Origin of the sequence: Lysinibacillus sp. FSL K6-4013 (genome assembly GCF_038630435.1) — a bacterium.
Classification (GTDB): Bacteria; Bacillota; Bacilli; order Bacillales_A; family Planococcaceae; genus Lysinibacillus; species Lysinibacillus boronitolerans.
The window spans coordinates 2,053,802-2,073,593 of sequence record NZ_CP152031.1 but is presented as its reverse complement, the minus strand read 5'-3'; the positions used below and the strand labels follow the sequence as shown (position 1 = coordinate 2,073,593).

Here is a 19,792-nt window from a genome sequence, read left to right as displayed (position 1 = left end):
GTATCTCTTACTTAATAGCTGTAATGCAAAGCCAACCTTTACTTGATTTTTCCGTGACATACACGGTTTGAAATCCAATTTGTTCTAATAATTGCTTCGTCGCCTCAGGTGTTTGATAGGCTTTCATATGATAGTTCATTTTGTAGAGCTCTGCTATAATAATAAATTTCCCTCCGTTTTTCAGAACTCGCCAAACCTCCGCTACATCCTGCTCCAAGGATGGCCAAAAATAATGCGTTTGAAAGGCTGTAATTGCATCAAAAAACTGATCATCGTATGGAATGTTTGAAACGCTTGCCTCTTTCACAATGACACTACCACTGGTAACACTTGCTTCATTCAATTTGATCGATTCCTTCACTGCCTGTGCGGAAAAATCTATCCCATAGATTATACCATTTGGATTCAATTTGGATAAAATTTGGAGCGTTTTCCCACCACCACAACCGATGTCTAACACACGATCACCATCATTGATAGCTCCTTGCCTGATGAACCATGCATTCATACCACGATGGGCGAAATTCATGATCCGTAGCATCGTTGAGCCAATCCATCCATTTGGCTTTTTCGCTTGTTCAATTAACGTTTGTAAGAGTGACATGATTGGATTCCCCCCTTCAAGTACGAATGATAAAATAGAAAATAGATCTTTAAAATTAAAACGCTTACTAGTTTGTACGTGCTTCAAAACGATTTGTTTCATTTTTTACAAAGGAGGAAGATTTTATGATTCAACAAGCAACACAGAAGGACGCTCATGCTGCAGCCTCATTAGCCTTACAGCTCTGGCCCAATCATACACTAGAAGAATTTACAGAAGAGATGACACAGCTGCTAAAGGAAGAAAACGCAGCTATTTTCCTTGCCTATGACGATGACAGAGCAGTTGGATTTGCCCAATGTCAGTTGCGAACGGATTATGTAGAAGGCACCGACTCGAGTCCAGTCGGCTATTTAGAAGGCCTTTTCGTGATGGAGGAATATCGCCAGCAGGGCTGTGCAAGACAACTTGTGGAGCAATGTGAACAATGGGCAAAGCTTAGGGGCTGTCTAGAGTTTGCCAGTGACTGTGAATGGGACAATGAAGAAAGTCTAAGGGTTCATCTTCAGCTCGGTTTTACAGAAGCCAATCGCATCATTTGCTTCACAAAAAAATTATAAAAATGGCTAACAAAAAAATCACAGGCGTTGCAAACAATAGCACCTGTGATTTTTCAACATTTTTTTAGTTTAGATATGTATTGTTGGAAATATTTCGTTCGCGCTCATCTATGATTAAATGGATCATTAATGCGAGTTGTTGTTCGATTCGCATATTGTTTAGATGAATGATATCAGCAATCAAATTCTTTTGCTTCTCTGCTAATTCAATCTCCTCTAGCATTAACATAATTTCTTCTTTTGTCAGCCCAAACATACTCATATCACCCCAATACTCTCTCTATTTATTATTGTAAAATCATTATTCCCATTTCATAATTATCGAATATTTATCGTGTTTAATGAACCATTTTTGCTAATTATAGGTTAAAACATGGAAAATAATCAATCTATTATCCACATTTATTTAATATTTTTTTTGCATTAAGAAAAAACTTTATTATGATTGTTATAACTTATACAAAGATTGTATAAGTTTTCCTATGGAATATTTCAAAATATTGCATTAATTGCAACAAGACATCTATACCATTATAAAAATATTCTTGCATTTTGTCGAATTATAGAGTTTTTTTATACAAATTAAAATGAATTTATAGCGCAAACATTTCCCTTTTCCCATTTTCCACATGCATAAAACCTCAATATACGAATCCATAAAAAAAGTAATTTCAAAATTGAAACTACTTGTCTTATTTGTATAATCGGCTTTTATATTATTTTTTTAATATCATGTTTCACTATTTCTATTTGCATGTCCTCTATTTGAGAAACCTTTGATGCTGTATCCTTCTGCCATGTCGCTGACTGCACATGCCCTTGCACAAATAATTGGCTGTTTTCCTGTATCACCGCTGGAGCCTTTACTGCAGCTATATCCGTATGGCGCATTTCCAATAAGGATTTATTGGACAGTGCTAAAAACGGTCTAGCTGCCTCATCCACCCTACAATTTTCAATACGGCCCATTGATTGATCTGACCAGATCATGGCATAAGAGCTTTCTTGCCCATCTTTAAAATAGCTATTAGCTACTTCAAAAATCGCATCAATGCAAGTAATTCCGTTTCCTTCCATTTGTTCAAACGTGCAATACTGTGTAAATAATCGGGCATTGTTGATATAGACATGATGGCTTTGCAGCTCTCGAATCGTTGTCTGATGCATCATGATTTTGGCATGGTCGTTACCATAAACACCACCTGATTGCCCAAATTGAATAATTGATTGATGTAGCTTTAAGCCACTAGCATCGACAATAATATGAAATTGCTGGTGGTTTTGAATTTTACATTGGTTCACCGAAACATCTGCTTCATCTACAATGGTAAGCCCTACGGCCATACCATTTCGAACATGACATGTATGAAGCTCCACCTTGCTATTTTCTATCAACACCTGCGCCTTGACATGTCGAGAAACTTGGCAATCATAGAACTTGGCTATCGTTTTTTCGCCAAGATACAACCCATGACTTTGACCATCTGAAAAAATAGAATCAGCTACCATTAGCTCACTGCGATGAACCACCATATTTGTATCGAGATGCTCTTTTATTTCACAGCCATCCATTCTGAAAGTCGTGCTGTCAAACAATTGAATACCTACCCCTTGCCCTTGATGAACTAAACAATTGGTCATCGCAATCTCACTTGACGCAGCTATTACTTGTGCCTTGTCATGCCCATGAATTTCACAGTCCTCCATTGTCAGCTTGACATGACGAATCGCAAAAACACCATGCTTCTTCCCTTCCAGCAGCATACAATTCGTCAAGCTCAGCTCACAGTTTTGAGCAATAATCTGCGCTTTCACATGATGCTCAAATGTTGTATCGACTAGAATAACACTGGACCCATTCGCCACTCGCAAACCAAAATGATTCAACGGTGTCGCAAGCACTGCACAATTTTTCATCAGCAGACTACCATAGCTCACCATCATCTGTGTTCGAATCAATTGCTCCTCAATGACACAATTCTCTAGCTGTAAATCTCCTTTCACATACAGCCCCTGACCTTGCCGAAACCGTAAATTACGCATCGCCACATGTGTTTGATAACGAATAAAAACGCCACCCTTGATGGTCACATTGCCAACCCCATACAACGTCAGCCGCTTGGCAATATCCAAGCTTTCCTCATAAATCCCATCCCGAATTTCAATCATATCCCCAGGCGCCGCCTCTTCAATCGCCTGCCCGATACTTTGATAACGATGCATAATACTCCTCTTCACCACAAGTACAGCCATTTACACACTCCTAACCAAAAAATGTTCGTACCCTATTTATATACCGAACATGCTTGTGCTTATTCAATTTTGTGTAAAAATGCTGGAATATGCAGACGTTTATTTGGAATGTTTGACGGTTTCATGAAAGTGGCATGGTTTTAGGCAATAAAAATGAACAGCGGTTAAGGGTACGCTGTTCGTTTTTTTGGTTGGTATCGGGGTTTTAGAGTCTATTTATATTCCACATAGTTAATGTAAAACAATAATCCTTGCCAGCATCTACAGCAGGACTCCAAAAATTTATATTCCACATAGTTAATGTAAAACGATTGTCGTTAACCAGGAATTTCAAAAACACGAAGAGATTTATATTCCACATAGTTAATGTAAAACGAATTCACAACTACCAACCAATATCGAGATATTAAAATTTATATTCCACATAGTTAATGTAAAACATAAAAGATGTGCAACAGGCTGAAATTGATGGTATCAATTTATATTCCACATAGTTAATGTAAAACGGATCAGCGGGCCTGCTTTAACCAATGAGCGTGTTACTATTTATATTCCACATAGTTAATGTAAAACCATCATGAAAGATTTACAACAAGATCCTACATTATTATTTATATTCCACATAGTTAATGTAAAACTTTTTAGGCAGCTTAATCTGATTTAACATAAAAGTATTTATATTCCACATAGTTAATGTAAAACTCAGCATATAAGAGTTTGAACATAGCAACAAAATCCCAATTTATATTCCACATAGTTAATGTAAAACACGGTTCCGTGGTCACATGATGCGGAACTCCACCATTTATATTCCACATAGTTAATGTAAAACGGCAGCAATGTTTAAAGATGTTGCCTTTTTAATTTCATTTATATTCCACATAGTTAATGTAAAACTTTTATATTTTTATATCCCGAAACGACGTTGTACTATTTATATTCCACATAGTTAATGTAAAACTGTTCTAGTTTTTCAGCTTCCTGTTGAGCATTTGGATTTATATTCCACATAGTTAATGTAAAACTTTAGAACGCGAGCTTGGCACTATTACAAAAGCTCATTTATATTCTACATAGTTAATGTAAAACCTATGATGATTTTGAACGAAATTGCGCTAGATTCTTATTTATATTCCACATAGTTAATGTAAAACGTTTTTACCTTTAAGTTCAATGCTGTTAAGTATTAATTTATATTCCACATAGTTAATGTAAAACTTATTTTCGTTTTTGGTAATGCCTAGATTGATAGAAATTTATATTCCACATAGTTAATGTAAAACCGGATCTAAAAACTTTAAATCTATCGTGAAGTCCAAATTTATATTCCACATAGTTAATGTAAAACTACTACTTCCTCATTAATTCTTGGGTAACTGTGCAATTTATATTCCACATAGTTAATGTAAAACTGGTTAATTATGACAGAAATTGTTTGGTTAAACAAATTTATATTCCACATAGTTAATGTAAAACACCTACCGCAAGACCGCGAAAAGCTTGTAAAAGGTACATTTATATTCCACATAGTTAATGTAAAACTTTATGGCTATTGACTATATTACTGGAATTATGAGATTTATATTCCACATAGTTAATGTAAAACTGATGCTGAAAAGACATATCAAGCTGCACGACTACATTTATATTCCACATAGTTAATGTAAAACTTGTCGCTACAGATGATGTTTTAGTACCGATTAAGGATTTATATTCCACATAGTTAATGTAAAACTTAACACACGGATTACAGGTTTTTACTTATTTTAAATTTATATTCCACATAGTTAATGTAAAACAGATTACGACATGGGATCTAAGATTACTGTAAAAGCATTTATATTCCACATAGTTAATGTAAAACAATGAGTATGGGCTGACATTAATGGTAGGTGATCAATTTATATTCCACATAGTTAATGTAAAACTTTGGACACTGAAACTGAAACCTTGCCTGTACTCGGATTTATATTCCACATAGTTAATGTAAAACGTTGATTATACCGAAAGATACTAGTTTCATAACGACATTTATATTCCACATAGTTAATGTAAAACTTTCTTCATTGTTGATTGCTTCACGTTAGCTGAACGTATTTATATTCCACATAGTTAATGTAAAACCCAGTACAGCTTGCTTTTCACCAACAAGCCATAAATATATTTATATTCCACATAGTTAATGTAAAACAGTCCATTCAATAACTGAATCGGTATCAGCACCATCATTTATATTCCACATAGTTAATGTAAAACACACAACTGTTGCCACTAGCCAACTATTTACATCTGCATTTATATTCCACATAGTTAATGTAAAACGTTGCAGCTCGATTCAAAGCATTCGCTATTGCATTATTTATATTCCACATAGTTAATGTAAAACGCTTATTTCCAAGCTCTTGCACTAAAAGATTTGGAATTTATATTCCACATAGTTAATGTAAAACATTGCTCACTGGCTTCGTTGGTTCTGGCAAAAGTTAATTTATATTCCACATAGTTAATGTAAAACTTCTCCGTGTCATAGAGACTTCTTAAATGCTCGTTCATTTATATTCCACATAGTTAATGTAAAACCTTCTAGTTGGACTGAATTAAATCAGCAAGTTGACATTTATATTCCACATAGTTAATGTAAAACGTAGACGCCATCTTGTATGTAACTCCCAAATGATTCATTTATATTCCACATAGTTAATGTAAAACTTGTAACTTCTCCCTGGCTAGATCTAGGAATGACATATTTATATTCCACATAGTTAATGTAAAACTATTCGCAATATCACACCTAAAACCAATATTCCCACATTTATATTCCACATAGTTAATGTAAAACTGGTAAATCAAAAGTTATATCAACAGTATCAACCCCATTTATATTCCACATAGTTAATGTAAAACCTTACTGCCCCTAAGTGCGAAACCCTACTATACGTGATTTATATTCCACATAGTTAATGTAAAACACGGTGCCGTATCGTGAAATATAAATTACATTCATATTTATATTCCACATAGTTAATGTAAAACTTAACCACTGTTGTCGAATATTCTTTTTCGAAGTTATTTATATTCCACATAGTTAATGTAAAACAAAGTTGATTTATGTATAAGCATGATCTGCTCGAAGATTTATATTCCACATAGTTAATGTAAAACTCAACACGTTTAGCAGCTGCATTCACTTCTTTTAATATTTATATTCCACATAGTTAATGTAAAACGATAACACCTTTGAAGGCTTGTACTAAATTAGATTCCATTTATATTCCACATAGTTAATGTAAAACGTTTCAGCCGGTGCTTCATTCGAAGCTTTTTCTTTATTTATATTCCACATAGTTAATGTAAAACACTCTTGGTCGTAAAAAATCTAATAATCTATTTTTCATTTATATTCCACATAGTTAATGTAAAACTACATGGTCAATATAGTTGGCGTAAGCCTCTGACACATTTATATTCCACATAGTTAATGTAAAACGAAAACCACATTAGACAGAATCGAAATGAGAAGTATATTTATATTCCACATAGTTAATGTAAAACCCACCTTAAGCATAATCAAAAAACCCTTATTTTTCAACGCTTTAACGGCTTGTAATTTGCGACAAATATGATTATTTGCAGTCAATCGGTAGTCCAGAAATTTGCCTTTGCAATCAAAGTGCCCTCAAAGCTAGGTATGATATGCCTGGAAGGAATATAATATTGTAAAATGATTCACTGCAATTCTACTAAAAGAGAGTTTGAATACAATCGATACTCACTTTTCTAGTCTTTACTAATAGAATAGATGACTATAAAAACATGCTCTCAAAATCTTTCTCGACCCCATACACAGTTTTTTTCATATTTTTGGGATTGGCAATTCGGTAAACATAAATTGAATCAATATTCGGATTAGCCTTTGTTGCTAATTCAGCTAGGCATTGTTTTAAAAGTCCTTCCGTAATTTCTCCTTCAAATAAAGAATTTTGTGTCCACGTTAAATATTTTTTCAATACTTTATGGACTTTTCCCACCCGTTTCACATCCACATCATACGCAATCAGTACATACACGCTACCACCACGCTTTCAATGCTTTATAATCTTCATCACCAATCAGATGTTTAATTAATTTATAACATTCTAGACGAATTAAAAATCGGTAAGAGGTTTGTCTGTTTAATTTTCGATGTTTAATGGTCGTGCTCATTCGTTTTTCGAATTCAGCAATAAAAATTTTACGTCCTGTTTCATTTAATAAGCAAATATGTTCTTCGATATATTCGAAATGTTCAGCACGAATCATCTTTTTGTTTATTAACATAAAAATTAAATTATCCATTAACAACGGTTTGAAGATTTCTGCAATATCCAGTGATAGGGAAAATCTTCGAGAACCTGATTCATGTAAATAACTAATTGTTGGGTTTAATTGCGTTTTGTACATTTCAGATAATACAGCTGTATACATTAAACTATTGCCAAATGAAATAAGTGCATTAATTGGATTGGTAGGCGGACGTTTTTCTCTCTTTGTAAATTGAAAATCAGGATTTTTAATAATCGCATTAAAGCATTGATAGTAAGCAAAGCGAATTTTCCCCTCAATGCCCATTAAGGTTTGTATATCCGTAGCATCGGCAACTTGTTTCTTTAGTTGGGTTATTTCATTGATGAATGGCTCTACCTCATCTTTGTAGCGACGAATATTGCGTAACATATGATGAATAGCACTATAGACAAATTGTTGTGCAATATACAGCCTTTTATTCAAGTCCATTACATGGGCTGCTTGCTGAACATCAACGAAGCCCGCCACTTTTTTTCGTCTAGGTGTGTAACTACCTGAATAGTAACCGTAGTAATTATAAAAATGTATATTTACATCTTTTTGATTCATCAAATTAAAAAAAGAGGTGTTAAAGTCCATTTCCGCAAATACATGTAGATTTTCTGTATTTTCTATTGGTAATGTTTTTTTCGTACCATCTTCGAATACTAAATAAATAGTAGAATCTTTTCTTTGGATCCTTCCGTTATTAAATAAATATACATTTTTCAATCCTCTTCACCTACCCAGCAAAATGAATAATAAGCACATTTTGTACAATATCTTAATTTTTTCTTCTTAGAAGGCTTGTCTAGCTGAATAATTTGTTGGATTTGGGCTAACCATTTAGGAATGGCCTCTCTATCCTCTTCCGTTAATTCAATTTCATCAACACGTTTTTCTTTTGGATAATGTATTTTGCCTTTTCGATATATCCCCATTTGCTCAAGTACGAATAAATAATATAGAAGCTGCGCCTTATCAGCCTGTTCCATTTTACTACTAGATTTCACTTCTCCTACATAATGCTTGTCCATCATATCAATCCGAATTAAATTTTCTATCAATACTTCTTTTGACTTTTGGCGTTGATAGGACGTATCGTGCAATACTTTCCCTTGTTGTACTTTATCGTCCTCATCCTCAAAGCCAAGTTGATGTGAATGTAACCATAGCTTGCGCTCGCATACTTTCAAATATTGGACTTGCAAACCGGTTGCCTTTAAATCGTCCCATTGCATATGCTTTCACCCCTTGTATGGCATTTTCCATAATTAATGAAAGAAGCTATCTACATCATTTGCAAAAATTAAGCCGAGTTCCTCTGTATATTGATAGGTCACAACTGGGTATTCTGTATAGCGATCAACTCTAATTGTTGAAATAATCTCTCCATTTTTTCGTTTTCTTGCATTATCGTATGCCCAAGTGGCGATTGGCACTGTGAATTTTTGTAACTCGATTAAAAAATTAATCTTCGCCTTCAATTCTAACTTTTTAGTTAATTCATTTTTCATATTCTCTATTTCTAATTCATTTTCCCTATAAACGCCATATGGGATCACTAATTGATTTTGAATATCTCTTAAGGTCGGTTTATTCTCCTCTTGATAAGGTAATAAATCCTCATACCAAGCTAATGTTTCATCGAATGTTTGAATATATTCGCACTCTGCTCCTAAAGCTTCTCTACTATACACTTGCTCTACAATCTTCATTTTAATTTTCTCATCTATTAGCTGATTGTTATATTGCAGTAACACTTCCTTTGATTTAGAAAAAATTGTAAAATCAACAACAGATTTTTTATTGTTTGCAATACCTGATGGTAATGGACCGCCTGTAAAAACATAAATGTTAGGTATATTTTCAACATAATCTCGCGTTCGATAAATACGTCCCATACGTTGAAATAAACCTGATGCCTCTGAAAGCTCAGTAAATAAAATATCAAAATCAATATCAACGCTTGCCTCTACTAACTGTGTAGTAATCCATATTCCCGTGTTTAGGCAATCTTTGTTTCCTAATGCTAAAATTGCATCTTCCTTTTCTTGACGGTGCTTGCTGATAAAACGACTGTGTAAAAGAGAAGCCTTTACCCCTGTTTCTTCAAATTCTTTATATAATTGCTGTGCTTTTGTCACCGTATTCACAATGATTAATACCTTTTGTTCCATTGGATGCTTTAAAATTTCTTCTATCGTCAAATCCTTTTCAACGATTTGCATAAAATGACGCTTAATTGGCTGATTATTGGCATTGAATTTTAAAAATGGGTCTTCTCGTTTTTCAAATGGAACTTCCAATCGTTTCAACGCTTCTATAAAAAGTGGTGGCAATGTGGCAGTCATAATTAAAAACTTACCGCCTATATCCGTAACATACTTCAACCCTAATACGATAAAGGCTGCTAATCTTGCGCTGTACATTTGAATTTCATCAATGATAATTTTGCTATAGGCTAATGTGGCAAGTTTCATTTCAAAGCCTGGGTATAACCCGACAAAATCAATAATTTGATCGATTGTCGTCACTGTAAGCGGCATAGATAAATTTTTCGCATGTGTAATCGTTATTAAATCAAGGTCTTGCTCATCTGCACGTTTGACATATTCAGCATGCATACCACTATGAAGCAATCCTGTATTCTTTTTGCTGCAGCCAATTTCATTAATCAATCTGTCATAAATCGCATTGATGGACACTTTTAATGGCAGCGTGAAAATGCCCTTGTCATTACCAAGCCACCAAAGTGCTGCTTCTGTTTTCCCAATACCCGTTGACGCAATGACTATATGATTCTCTTGTTGGAGAGTATATAAATAGTCTTGCAACTCGTTCCTAGTGCGTTTTTTATTATCGAAATACTTTTTCATTTTTTGCGGTAAATCTTCAGGAGGAATTTCAACTTCATAATCTCCACTTGCCGCATAATCCAACTTGTTTAATAAGCCCTTTATGCGAACGAAACGATACAGATGCTCACGGTTTTTAAGAAATTTTCGATCGGTAAATTTTCGATAATCAAATTTAGGTTCTTCACGAATATTAAAATCATTATTTAATAGTGACACATATTTTTGTAAATCCTTTTTAATCTCATCACCACTCTCGTACATATTTTGCTCTGCCCGTTCGTGGTGATAATAAACAGCTAAAATTAATAACGTAGCATCCTCTTTACCATAGTGAGTGATTAGATTTTTAATCGGCATAAATGCACAGCTTAAGTAATTGTGAGGAATTTCATCTATTTCAGGAAATAAATCCTCTATACGCTCTTCTATTGTGCGTACTTTATTCTGAAATTTGGTATTTGCCTTTCCTAAATCATGGTACGTCACCGCTTGTAATAAAATGTTCCAATCTTTCTTTGACAGTGCATTTGGATAAATTTTACGAAATATTTCCCATTTTTTAATTAAATGGTTTGTATGCTCAATAATCGTTTGTGCGGCGGATGTTTTTGTTGCTGATTTTGCTAGTAGCTTTTCAAACATCTACAAACCTCCTTATAAAAAAAGAATGGAGAACATTCCCCCACTCTTATACTAAAAATACGGTATAGCCATCCTGATCGAAAAGCACGTTTTCATATGCAGCAAGATAGTTAGTTGAAGAAGCCGGTACATGAGAAACAATCACCTTTTCCCACTGACGAATGTGCTTTCCTTTAGCAATTTCTAATAATTTATATGTTTTATTTAAACGATAGGATGTACCGATTTTTCCATAAATATCATTCTTGGTCATCGATTGCGGAATAAAAATATCAAAATCAACTCTCTTGTCTTCTTCCATTTCTTGAATTTCTAACTCCACTTCCGTCACTACATTAATCTGCAATAAATCCTCGCGTCTACCTAGTGATAAATATTCAGCAGGTGATTTTAGTGCGTCGATAATGATTGGAATGTATTGCTTGTCCTCTGGTACAATATGCAATACTAGTTCGACATCTACTAATAGCTCTGTTGTGGAAACACCGCGTGTAATCCCATGTGCTTTCCCATCTGATAACTCCACTTTCAACTGATGGCGACCTTGCTCATACGAACTACCAGCAAACTCATAGCGCGTCCATAAATCATTGACCTTTGCATGATATTTCCCCTGAATACTCACCTGCATTGGCACATAACTTGTAAAGCCACATGCCGCATGCACCATGCCAATAACAGTTGAGTATGGGGGCAGTGGATATGATTCCTTTAATTGAAAACTCGTAGGCTTTTTGTAGTTCACTAGGTTCTGATAAGCCTCAATCCGAATCCCCTTCATATGTTCACCTGCTTACTTATAATAGTCTGATACAGCCTGCTCTAGCTGCGCGAAGAAGTCTGCCATTGGTTTTGCTTGTAAACTTTGCTCAATTTCCTCGTCGTTTGCTAATAATCCTTTGACTAAGCCAACATGTGTATGTTGTTGAATATGTGAATCCAATGCTAAAATCCCCTCAACCGTTGCAACGGCAAGCTTATTATTTTGAAGCTTTAATCGATTTTCGAAAAATGGATTTTTTAAATCATAGACACCACCGATAGCAAAAATTGGAGCTAAATTCTCTCGACGCCCTTTTATATCACGATATAAAAATTTTAATGTACGTAATAAAGAAATAACACGCTTAGCACGTTCCTCTAATGGAATTTCGATTTGATCGTTTGTATCAATTCCAATCTTATCTAAATCCACCGTCAGTGTGTAAGCATAAAAGGATTTATGAATTTCACTTTGTGCAATATTTCCACCTCTTAATTCCTCATTAGCTGTTGCACTTTTATGGCGGTCAAACAACCCTTTATTCGTTAAAAATTCTAAATCTGTATTATAACTTTCTAATGCGACAGCATTGGATAAGCGTACCACGGCAGCACGAGTTCTCGTTGGTTTTACCGTTTTCATATAGCCGAACAAATCAATTTCAGGATAATCTGCGATTGTTGCATCTGGGTGAAATTGAATAACGGAGCCATCCATACCTAATGGCGTGTGATTGATATCCATTTGTTCGACAATGTTATAACGCAATGCTTGACGTGAAATATACGTGTACACTTCATGATCTCCGCGGGAAATTTTTTTCAAAGAAGCAACGTTGCCAACACCCTCACCATAGTTGGCACTTTCTGCTTCAACTATCATACTGATTGTTAATCCTTTTTTATTCATTTACTTGCTCCTCCTTTGCCATATCCTCTTTTTCGAAATCTTTTCCATTTAATCCTATTAAAAATGCATAGCCAATTGTTTGGAATTTTTCAATATCACTGAGTGTTGTTGTGAAAAATAGGGGGATACCTAATTTTTCATGGCGTTTGTAGCTATACGCCTGTACAATTGTTTCCATAAATTTATTAGGATTTTTTACTTTTAAAGCATTTAACAAACGGTGTGAAATAGCATTTAATTTTGTTTCTTGACCTCGATATACTTTTCTTAATTCGTAGCCGCTAATCCGAATACTTCTTAACTCTTTATCTGTCATATAATGTGAACCTCCATTTAATGCATAATTTGAAATTTTCAGAATTTTATAGATAGAAAAAGTATCCGCATATTTATCATCGATTACTAAACGTATTAAACGATAGAGTAAATCACTAAAGCGTTGTCCATTATAAAAACGTCGTATAACTTCTTGATAGAGGCTGATATAGTCTCCATTTTCCTTAACAAATTTCCCCGTCAAGTAATGGAAGTCATTCCGGCTATCATAAAGCTGCTGTGCTTTGTCACGGGATAACATATTGAATGTATAAGGTCTGGATTCATTATTTTTGTCATATTTAACAATCTGGATATTATCAATTTCTATATTCTTCTTGTTTTCTGCATGTTGATACATTTCATTGATAATTTTTGAATATGCCATTTCCTCCAGCTTATCGCGTGTATATTCTTCTCCTCTATCGTTGCGCAACTGGATTTTATTGTAAGCTAGTAACTCGACAATGGATTGATTGCTATTGATAAAGAGACCTATCCCATTTTTCAATGTGAAGCCTAATGGCAGACAACTATACACAATATTACAGATTGGACAAATAAATAAATTGCGCTGATGGTTCCAATAATGCGAGGATTTTCTTGCCCCATCAACCCCTAAATTTTGTACCCAAGTAAGATCAAATGCCTCTGAGATAGACTTCATTTTATTGTCACAGCACGCACATGTTAATTTATTTTTTCCGTACTTTTTTTCATCTTTCTTTGACGTTAGAAAATCTTGAGCAGGTTTGATGAAGTAATTAAAATATTCTTCATAGAGATCCTTTTTACTCGCATTGCTATTTAGGAAGGAGACATTGGACCAAAAACCTTGAATAACTTGATATGTAAGGACACGTGGGATGATAAATCGCTTTGCATCCTTATGCTTTAAATGCTCGACAATTTGTAGTAATGCGTCCACAGCGTCTCCAATTTGCGGCTGTATTTGTTCCAAGGTTTCTTTTTTCCTCTGTGTTACCTTTTTTAAACTTTTTGCAGCCTCTAAAAAATCAAATGGAATCGCAGACAGAAATGGATAGACATTCTTATAACTATTCGATGACAGCCAGTATTTCACTTTTTCAATATGGGCATTGAGCCGTTCTAAGTTTTTTTCATCTCCAATTTCAGTTTTCGCTCTTAATAAAAACTCTACAATAGTAGGATTAGTCATTTTATAGTAATTTGTTTCATGTCCATATTGAGCAGATAAATAGGCAAAATAATGTTCTTCAAAGTTCGCTAAATTGCTTTCTGGAAAACTAATAGTCTGATAATCGCTCTTACTATACTCTAGCTTTGCATAGTCAAATACACGGCAAAGTCCCAAAATACTGGCATTGTAAATTGTTTCATCTAACTGTAGTTCAATCATTCACTTCACCCCCTATTCATTCACCATTTCAATGCAGCCTAGCATTTGTGATCTTCTAAAACCAATACCCGTCTGCGTTAATAAAGCTAAATCTTCTGGATGTCCTCCTAGTACAAAGCTTCCTTCAAAACCATTCAAATAAAGAATTCCTTTTTCATTTAAATTTTTAAACTTGTCATGCTTTAACTGCACAACTTTTTTATGCATCATTACTGGTGTAAAAACTAGTGGCTGATGCAATGGCCGCCCAGCAACAGATTTTAGGCATTCATTTGCTGCATAATTCAATTCCTTCTCATAATCAGGATCATCAATATTTAAATATTGATTGTTTTTATCTTTAATAACGATGGTGCTGTTTGTTTTAAATAGAGCTTGAGATTTTGTAGGTAATTTTTCAGATAAAAATTTAACATGCTTAATGTGTAGGGTGTATGACTTATATTGCATTTGCTGATGCTCAAGTAAGCCATTATACAGAGTTATCATAAAATTTATATCAGAAGAAGAAATGGTCATACGAATGTCTTGATGGATGATAAATTCATCACCTTCTAGCGTGTAACCATTTACATAAATTGCTCCTGTAAAAGGACGCATCGCCTTGTTAGCTTGATGTTCCTTAAAGCTATACAAACTTTCCTTTAATTCTGGATTGACAGAAGATAGTCCGGCTTTAACTACACTCCCAGCTAAAAAATGATAATGCTTAGGTATTTTCTCCGCTTCCATAATGATCTGCAACCTCATTTGGCTTCACCTCCTTTTTATTTCATAGACTACTCCCAGATATAGTAAGGATATTTTTAGGAGCTAATTTACATTTATAGTAATTTATTTTTTATAATTAGTCAATATTTTCTAAAAATTAAATTATTATTAAAACTATATAGGATAACTATTTATTTTGTGATTTTATTCTCATTTATTTTCTTAGCTTTTCTTGATAAGATAGGAAAATCATGTTTAACTAAGTGGAATTTAAATATATATTTTTAAATAATGTTTAATTTTTTAGAAAACTACCTCATTTTTTATTAACTATGTGGAAATTTACTTACTTCAAATTCTTACTTTCTTTAAAAAACAACAAAAGAGCCTACTTTAGACTAATTCGAGTAGGTTTTTTATTTTAGTAATTCTAACTAAACTTCATTTAATTTCCTTTACCCTCTTCACTACATCCAATCAATAACCGACGGTAACTAGTAGCAACCAAGAGCCTATATTCCTCCCCAAGCATAAACTTCACATTGAAAGTGTTAAAGCACTAAATATACGCCGATTGCACATGATGAGGATTTAACACATGTAAGGAAAATTTATAAAGCATGAAAATATTTAACATAGATATAAAACTCACTATGAGAATGTGCTCGTCATGAACTATTACTTGAATGAAATGGATTTTCCCCTCTTTATAAAAAATTGCAGTGAATCATTTTACAACATTAAATCTCTTCAATGCTTACCATGCCTAGCATTGAGGCACTTGAATAACAAAGGGAAATTTTTGAACTACAGATTGACTGCAAAAAAATGATATTAGTCTCAAAGTACAATCTGATATAGCGTTGAAAAATAAGTTTTTTTTGATTATGCTTAAGGGGGGTTTTTCATTAACTAAGTGGAATTTAAATGTGCCATTTCCTCCAGGCTTGCTAGGTATCCCCTCGGTTTTTCATTAACTAAGTGGAATTTAAATAGTGTTCCGAAATTAGGAATAGAATGGTACGCAAAAGTTTTTCATTAACTAAGTGGAATTTAAATCAATGACTTTAATAAATGTGTATACACAGTTTCATCGTTTTTCATTAACTAAGTGGAATTTAAATTTCGGACAACTCAAGTACGGCGTAGGACGGGGCATAGTTTTTCATTAACTAAGTGGAATTTAAATTTTGGCATCATGCGATTGACGATAAACTGAAATGGGTTTTTCATTAACTAAGTGGAATTTAAATATAATGCTCATTATTTCAATGAGGAAACAAAGAAATCGTTTTTCATTAACTAAGTGGAATTTAAATACACCTGCAGTCTTGATTCTTTTAACTAATTCATCGTTTTTCATTAACTAAGTGGAATTTAAATACTTGATATGTTTTAGTAGGACGGAAATCAGTTAATGTTTTTCATTAACTAAGTGGAATTTAAATAACATCCGTAGCACCACCACCAGCGCCGCCGGAATCGTTTTTCATTAACTAAGTGGAATTTAAATAGGACGGAATGGAGCGAGCAGATTTGCGGATGAAATGTTTTTCATTAACTAAGTGGAATTTAAATATTGAAATATTAGCGATACCACCATTCAGTAGTAAGGTTTTTCATTAACTAAGTGGAATTTAAATCAAGATCAGTAATTTTACTTTCCAATTCAGTAAAAGTTTTTCATTAACTAAGTGGAATTTAAATTTTACAGCTATACTCACTCTATACGTATCATACCTGTTTTTCATTAACTAAGTGGAATTTAAATTTCATATAATTCATCTATCTCACACTTGAGGATAAGTTTTTCATTAACTAAGTGGAATTTAAATTGCTATCTGCATGTTCTTCTAGAGCATATCGGCACCGTTTTTCATTAACTAAGTGGAATTTAAATTTTCAATTCTCATCGAAATCTTCGCAGTCGCTCTTTGTTTTTCATTAACTAAGTGGAATTTAAATGACAACGATGGATCGGACAAGCTTGTGCAAATCAAAGTTTTTCATTAACTAAGTGGAATTTAAATGACAACGATGGATCGGACAAGCTTGTGCAAATCAAAGTTTTTCATTAACTAAGTGGAATTTAAATCTCGTAACACTTGATTAGCTAGAATTTAATCTTCGTTTTTCATTAACTAAGTGGATTTATAATAAGTAAATAGGTTAGGAAGTTATTGTCCAACTGAAGGCATTTTTATTAGCAAGTGGCATTTAAACCCTTGCAATCTATTATTCTCAAAAAAACCAACAACAACCGAAATCCCTCGGTCATTGCTGGTTCTTTTCATTTACATTATTTCTTGCGTTTCACAAATACAATAACAAAAATAGCGGCTAGTGCTGCTAGGATGGCGATCATCCATACTGTGTTTGAGTTGGATGTTGTGTCATCTGTTGCGGCTGCTTGTTGCTCTTCTCTTGGTGTAGCGTTCGAAGACTCCATTTCTTTGGCATCCTCTTTCACCACTTGTGCAGTGCTAATTTGCACATATTGTAGTGTTGCTTCATTCGAGGCAGATGCTTCATGCTCGTGGCTTGCGTCGTGACCTTCTGCATGATCGCCGTGAGTTTCCTCTTGCCCACCGTCATGACCATGATGGTGATCTGCTGCTGTTGTGAAAATAGATCGTTCTAGTTGTTGCCCTACCCAGCTTTTGGCATCTGTTGAATCGGCAAAGATGCGAGGGTGTCCTGACAGCATGTATGTTTTACCGTCGATGATGATTCCTGTTTGGTCACCTGTGACTACATCTTCAATTGTACCTGTTGGTCCTTCTGCAAAGCCGCCCATTTGAATAAGCGTATGTCCGCCCATATCAAATGTAAGGTGCTCTGTTAAGAATGCAATGTACTCTTCTTTCGTCATGGTTGCGTCAGGATTGGCTAGCTCAAGTTTATGATGAAAAAGTGCTGTATTTATTTCCTTGTACGTAATATCTCCCTCTAGAGAAGACACGTAATCCTCTTTTTGAGCTGCTTGTGCTAGCTCATCCACTGTTGCTCCGTCAAGGCCGAAAAAGCCACCTACCCAGCCTGCAAAGTCCTTGCGTGAGAGATTGTCTGTTGGGTTTAAGGCCATATCTTTGCCATTGTACCCAAGAAGCCCAATACTGTGTAGTACCATAATGTCCTGAATATTGGCGGCTGTTTCAGGGACATCCGTGAATAGTGTACTTTTATCCATCGTATGGGCGTAGGCAACGGGTGCCATGAATAAAGTACTCATCAATAATAAAAGTAAATATTTTCTCAAAATGATTCCACCTTCCAATGCCTTAGTATACAGATGAAATGTGAGGGAAGTTTGAAATCCACAGGTACTTTCTATAGCTTAAATTGACGAAATCGGGCGTTTAGTTGTTCAGCCATTTCTGCTAAATGCTCGGCACTATGTTTAATTTCCGCCATGGAGCTTGCAGTTTGCTCAATGGTAGCCGATGTTTCCTGAATACCTGCCGCTGATTGTTCAGAAACAGCAGCAATTTCATCGACTGCTTTATTAATCGTGACAGTATTGTGAACAACCTCCGCTAGCTCCACTGACATACCTTCAATGCCTGTCGCAATGGCCTCAATAGCATCCGCAATTTGAATTGAATGTCGTATTGGTTGCGACCATTTGTGTTGTGACTTCCTCATAGCCTTACTCTAGCGAGAAAGTTACTGAATCGGAATCATCCAAAATTTTTCTGACGATCGCTGTAGGAGAAGGCGACTGTAGCTTCTTTTGCACTTGGCTTATGGGGAAATCAAAGGGCTGCTGTGTTGTTGTATCATTATAACAGTAAATTGATAACCTTCTATTAAATGGGCATGCTTATGACGTTTCTCAATAAAAATAAAAAACTTGAATCGAAATGATGACTTGCTGAGTCTAATGGTCGAAAAGGAGGCGATTTTCATTACGAGCACCCAACAAACTCTTGTAGCCTTAGCCCAACAAGGTGATGAGCAGGCGTTTTATCAGCTCATTGAGCAGGAGCAGCATAAGCTTTACCGAATGGCCTATGTCTACGTACAAAATGAAAACGACGCCGTAGAAGTTTTTCAGCAAACCATTATTCGAGCCTATGAGGGGCTACCGCAATTAAAGGAGACTCACTATTTTGCCACTTGGCTTACCCGCATTATGATAAATTGCTGTAAAACCTATATTGCGAAGAAAAAAACAGTTATGCCTGTTGAACCACAAACTTTCGAGGATTTAACAAGCGCATCTCCTACATACATCGAAGAAGAGCTGGATTTATGGCAGGCTCTTTGCCAGCTCGAGGAAAAGTACAAAACGGTGCTATTGCTACGATTTTATCAAGACTACTCGGTCAAGGATATTGCGGCGATTTTGCAATGTCCTGAAGGTACCGTGAAAACACATATTCGCCGTGGCTTGCATGCATTACGACAACAATTAAAGGGGGCATATCTCGATGAGTGGGTTCAATCCGCTGAAAGAAGTCATTAATG

15 protein-coding genes and 2 CRISPR repeat arrays are annotated in these 19,792 nt (G+C 34.8%); of the genes, 2 read left to right on the top strand and 13 right to left on the bottom strand.

Annotated features, from left to right (window positions below):
- Positions 1-7: 7 nt before the first annotated feature.
- Positions 8-604, bottom strand: coding sequence for a class I SAM-dependent methyltransferase (locus MHB39_RS10055; RefSeq protein WP_016993996.1), 597 nt, complete (start codon positions 602-604; stop codon positions 8-10).
- 125 nt (positions 605-729) lie between these two features.
- Here MHB39_RS10055 and aac(6') point away from each other — a divergent pair, with 125 nt between their 5' ends.
- Positions 730-1,164, top strand: a complete 435-nt coding sequence (aac(6'), locus tag MHB39_RS10050; protein ID WP_342546549.1) for an aminoglycoside 6'-N-acetyltransferase — start codon at positions 730-732, stop codon at positions 1,162-1,164.
- A 64-nt stretch (positions 1,165-1,228) separates the two neighbouring features.
- Here aac(6') and MHB39_RS10045 read toward each other — a convergent pair whose 3' ends face one another.
- From MHB39_RS10045 to MHB39_RS09990, 12 genes are all read right to left on the bottom strand, one after another.
- Positions 1,229-1,420 (bottom strand): hypothetical protein, encoded by a 192-nt coding sequence (locus MHB39_RS10045; protein ID WP_016993998.1) that lies wholly within the window; start codon positions 1,418-1,420, stop codon positions 1,229-1,231.
- Between the two features lie 455 nt (positions 1,421-1,875).
- Positions 1,876-3,417 carry a right-handed parallel beta-helix repeat-containing protein gene (locus MHB39_RS10040; protein WP_258858804.1) on the bottom strand — a complete coding sequence of 514 codons (1,542 nt, stop codon included), beginning with the start codon at positions 3,415-3,417 and terminating at the stop codon, positions 1,876-1,878.
- Between the two features lie 214 nt (positions 3,418-3,631).
- A CRISPR array of direct repeats spans positions 3,632-6,969; the repeat unit is 29 nt; unit sequence ATTTATATTCCACATAGTTAATGTAAAAC.
- 251 nt (positions 6,970-7,220) lie between these two features.
- Positions 7,221-7,484 carry a CRISPR-associated endonuclease Cas2 gene (cas2, locus tag MHB39_RS10035; RefSeq protein ID WP_009371077.1) on the bottom strand — a complete coding sequence of 88 codons (264 nt, stop codon included), beginning with the start codon at positions 7,482-7,484 and terminating at the stop codon, positions 7,221-7,223.
- Position 7,485: 1 nt separating this feature from the next.
- A complete protein-coding gene (gene cas1b / locus MHB39_RS10030; protein WP_258858805.1) occupies positions 7,486-8,472 on the bottom strand; it encodes a type I-B CRISPR-associated endonuclease Cas1b in 987 nt (328 codons plus the stop codon).
- Entirely contained in the window at positions 8,469-8,981 is a 513-nt protein-coding gene (cas4, locus tag MHB39_RS10025; RefSeq protein ID WP_342546545.1) for a CRISPR-associated protein Cas4, read from the bottom strand. The genes cas1b and cas4 overlap by 4 nt, the downstream gene beginning before the upstream one ends.
- Before the next feature lie 33 nt (positions 8,982-9,014).
- Positions 9,015-11,243: a CRISPR-associated helicase Cas3' gene (cas3, locus tag MHB39_RS10020; RefSeq protein WP_333006937.1), complete on the bottom strand. Its 2,229-nt coding sequence runs from the start codon at positions 11,241-11,243 to the stop codon at positions 9,015-9,017.
- A 46-nt stretch (positions 11,244-11,289) separates the two neighbouring features.
- Positions 11,290-12,024 (bottom strand): type I-B CRISPR-associated protein Cas5b, encoded by a 735-nt coding sequence (cas5b, locus tag MHB39_RS10015; protein WP_016994003.1) that lies wholly within the window; start codon positions 12,022-12,024, stop codon positions 11,290-11,292.
- Positions 12,025-12,036: 12 nt separating this feature from the next.
- Positions 12,037-12,915 (bottom strand): type I-B CRISPR-associated protein Cas7/Cst2/DevR, encoded by an 879-nt coding sequence (gene cas7i, locus MHB39_RS10010; RefSeq protein WP_333006935.1) that lies wholly within the window; start codon positions 12,913-12,915, stop codon positions 12,037-12,039.
- Positions 12,908-14,611 (bottom strand): Cas8a1 family CRISPR/Cas system-associated protein, encoded by a 1,704-nt coding sequence (locus MHB39_RS10005; RefSeq protein ID WP_342546543.1) that lies wholly within the window; start codon positions 14,609-14,611, stop codon positions 12,908-12,910. Before MHB39_RS10005 ends, cas7i begins: the two co-directional genes overlap by 8 nt.
- Before the next feature lie 12 nt (positions 14,612-14,623).
- Positions 14,624-15,361, bottom strand: a complete 738-nt coding sequence (cas6, locus tag MHB39_RS10000; RefSeq protein WP_342546541.1) for a CRISPR-associated endoribonuclease Cas6 — start codon at positions 15,359-15,361, stop codon at positions 14,624-14,626.
- An 861-nt stretch (positions 15,362-16,222) separates the two neighbouring features.
- A CRISPR array of direct repeats spans positions 16,223-17,480; the repeat unit is 29 nt; unit sequence GTTTTTCATTAACTAAGTGGAATTTAAAT.
- A 141-nt stretch (positions 17,481-17,621) separates the two neighbouring features.
- Positions 17,622-18,581, bottom strand: coding sequence for a hypothetical protein (locus tag MHB39_RS09995; protein ID WP_342546540.1), 960 nt, complete (start codon positions 18,579-18,581; stop codon positions 17,622-17,624).
- Between the two features lie 71 nt (positions 18,582-18,652).
- The gene (locus MHB39_RS09990) at positions 18,653-18,967 is read right to left on the bottom strand and encodes a hypothetical protein (RefSeq protein ID WP_342546539.1); all 315 of its coding nucleotides are present in this window, start codon (positions 18,965-18,967) and stop codon (positions 18,653-18,655) included.
- 238 nt (positions 18,968-19,205) lie between these two features.
- Between MHB39_RS09990 and MHB39_RS09985 the strand changes: the two genes are divergently transcribed.
- Positions 19,206-19,790 carry a sigma-70 family RNA polymerase sigma factor gene (locus MHB39_RS09985; RefSeq protein ID WP_036081071.1) on the top strand — a complete coding sequence of 195 codons (585 nt, stop codon included), beginning with the start codon at positions 19,206-19,208 and terminating at the stop codon, positions 19,788-19,790.
- Positions 19,791-19,792 lie beyond the last annotated feature (2 nt).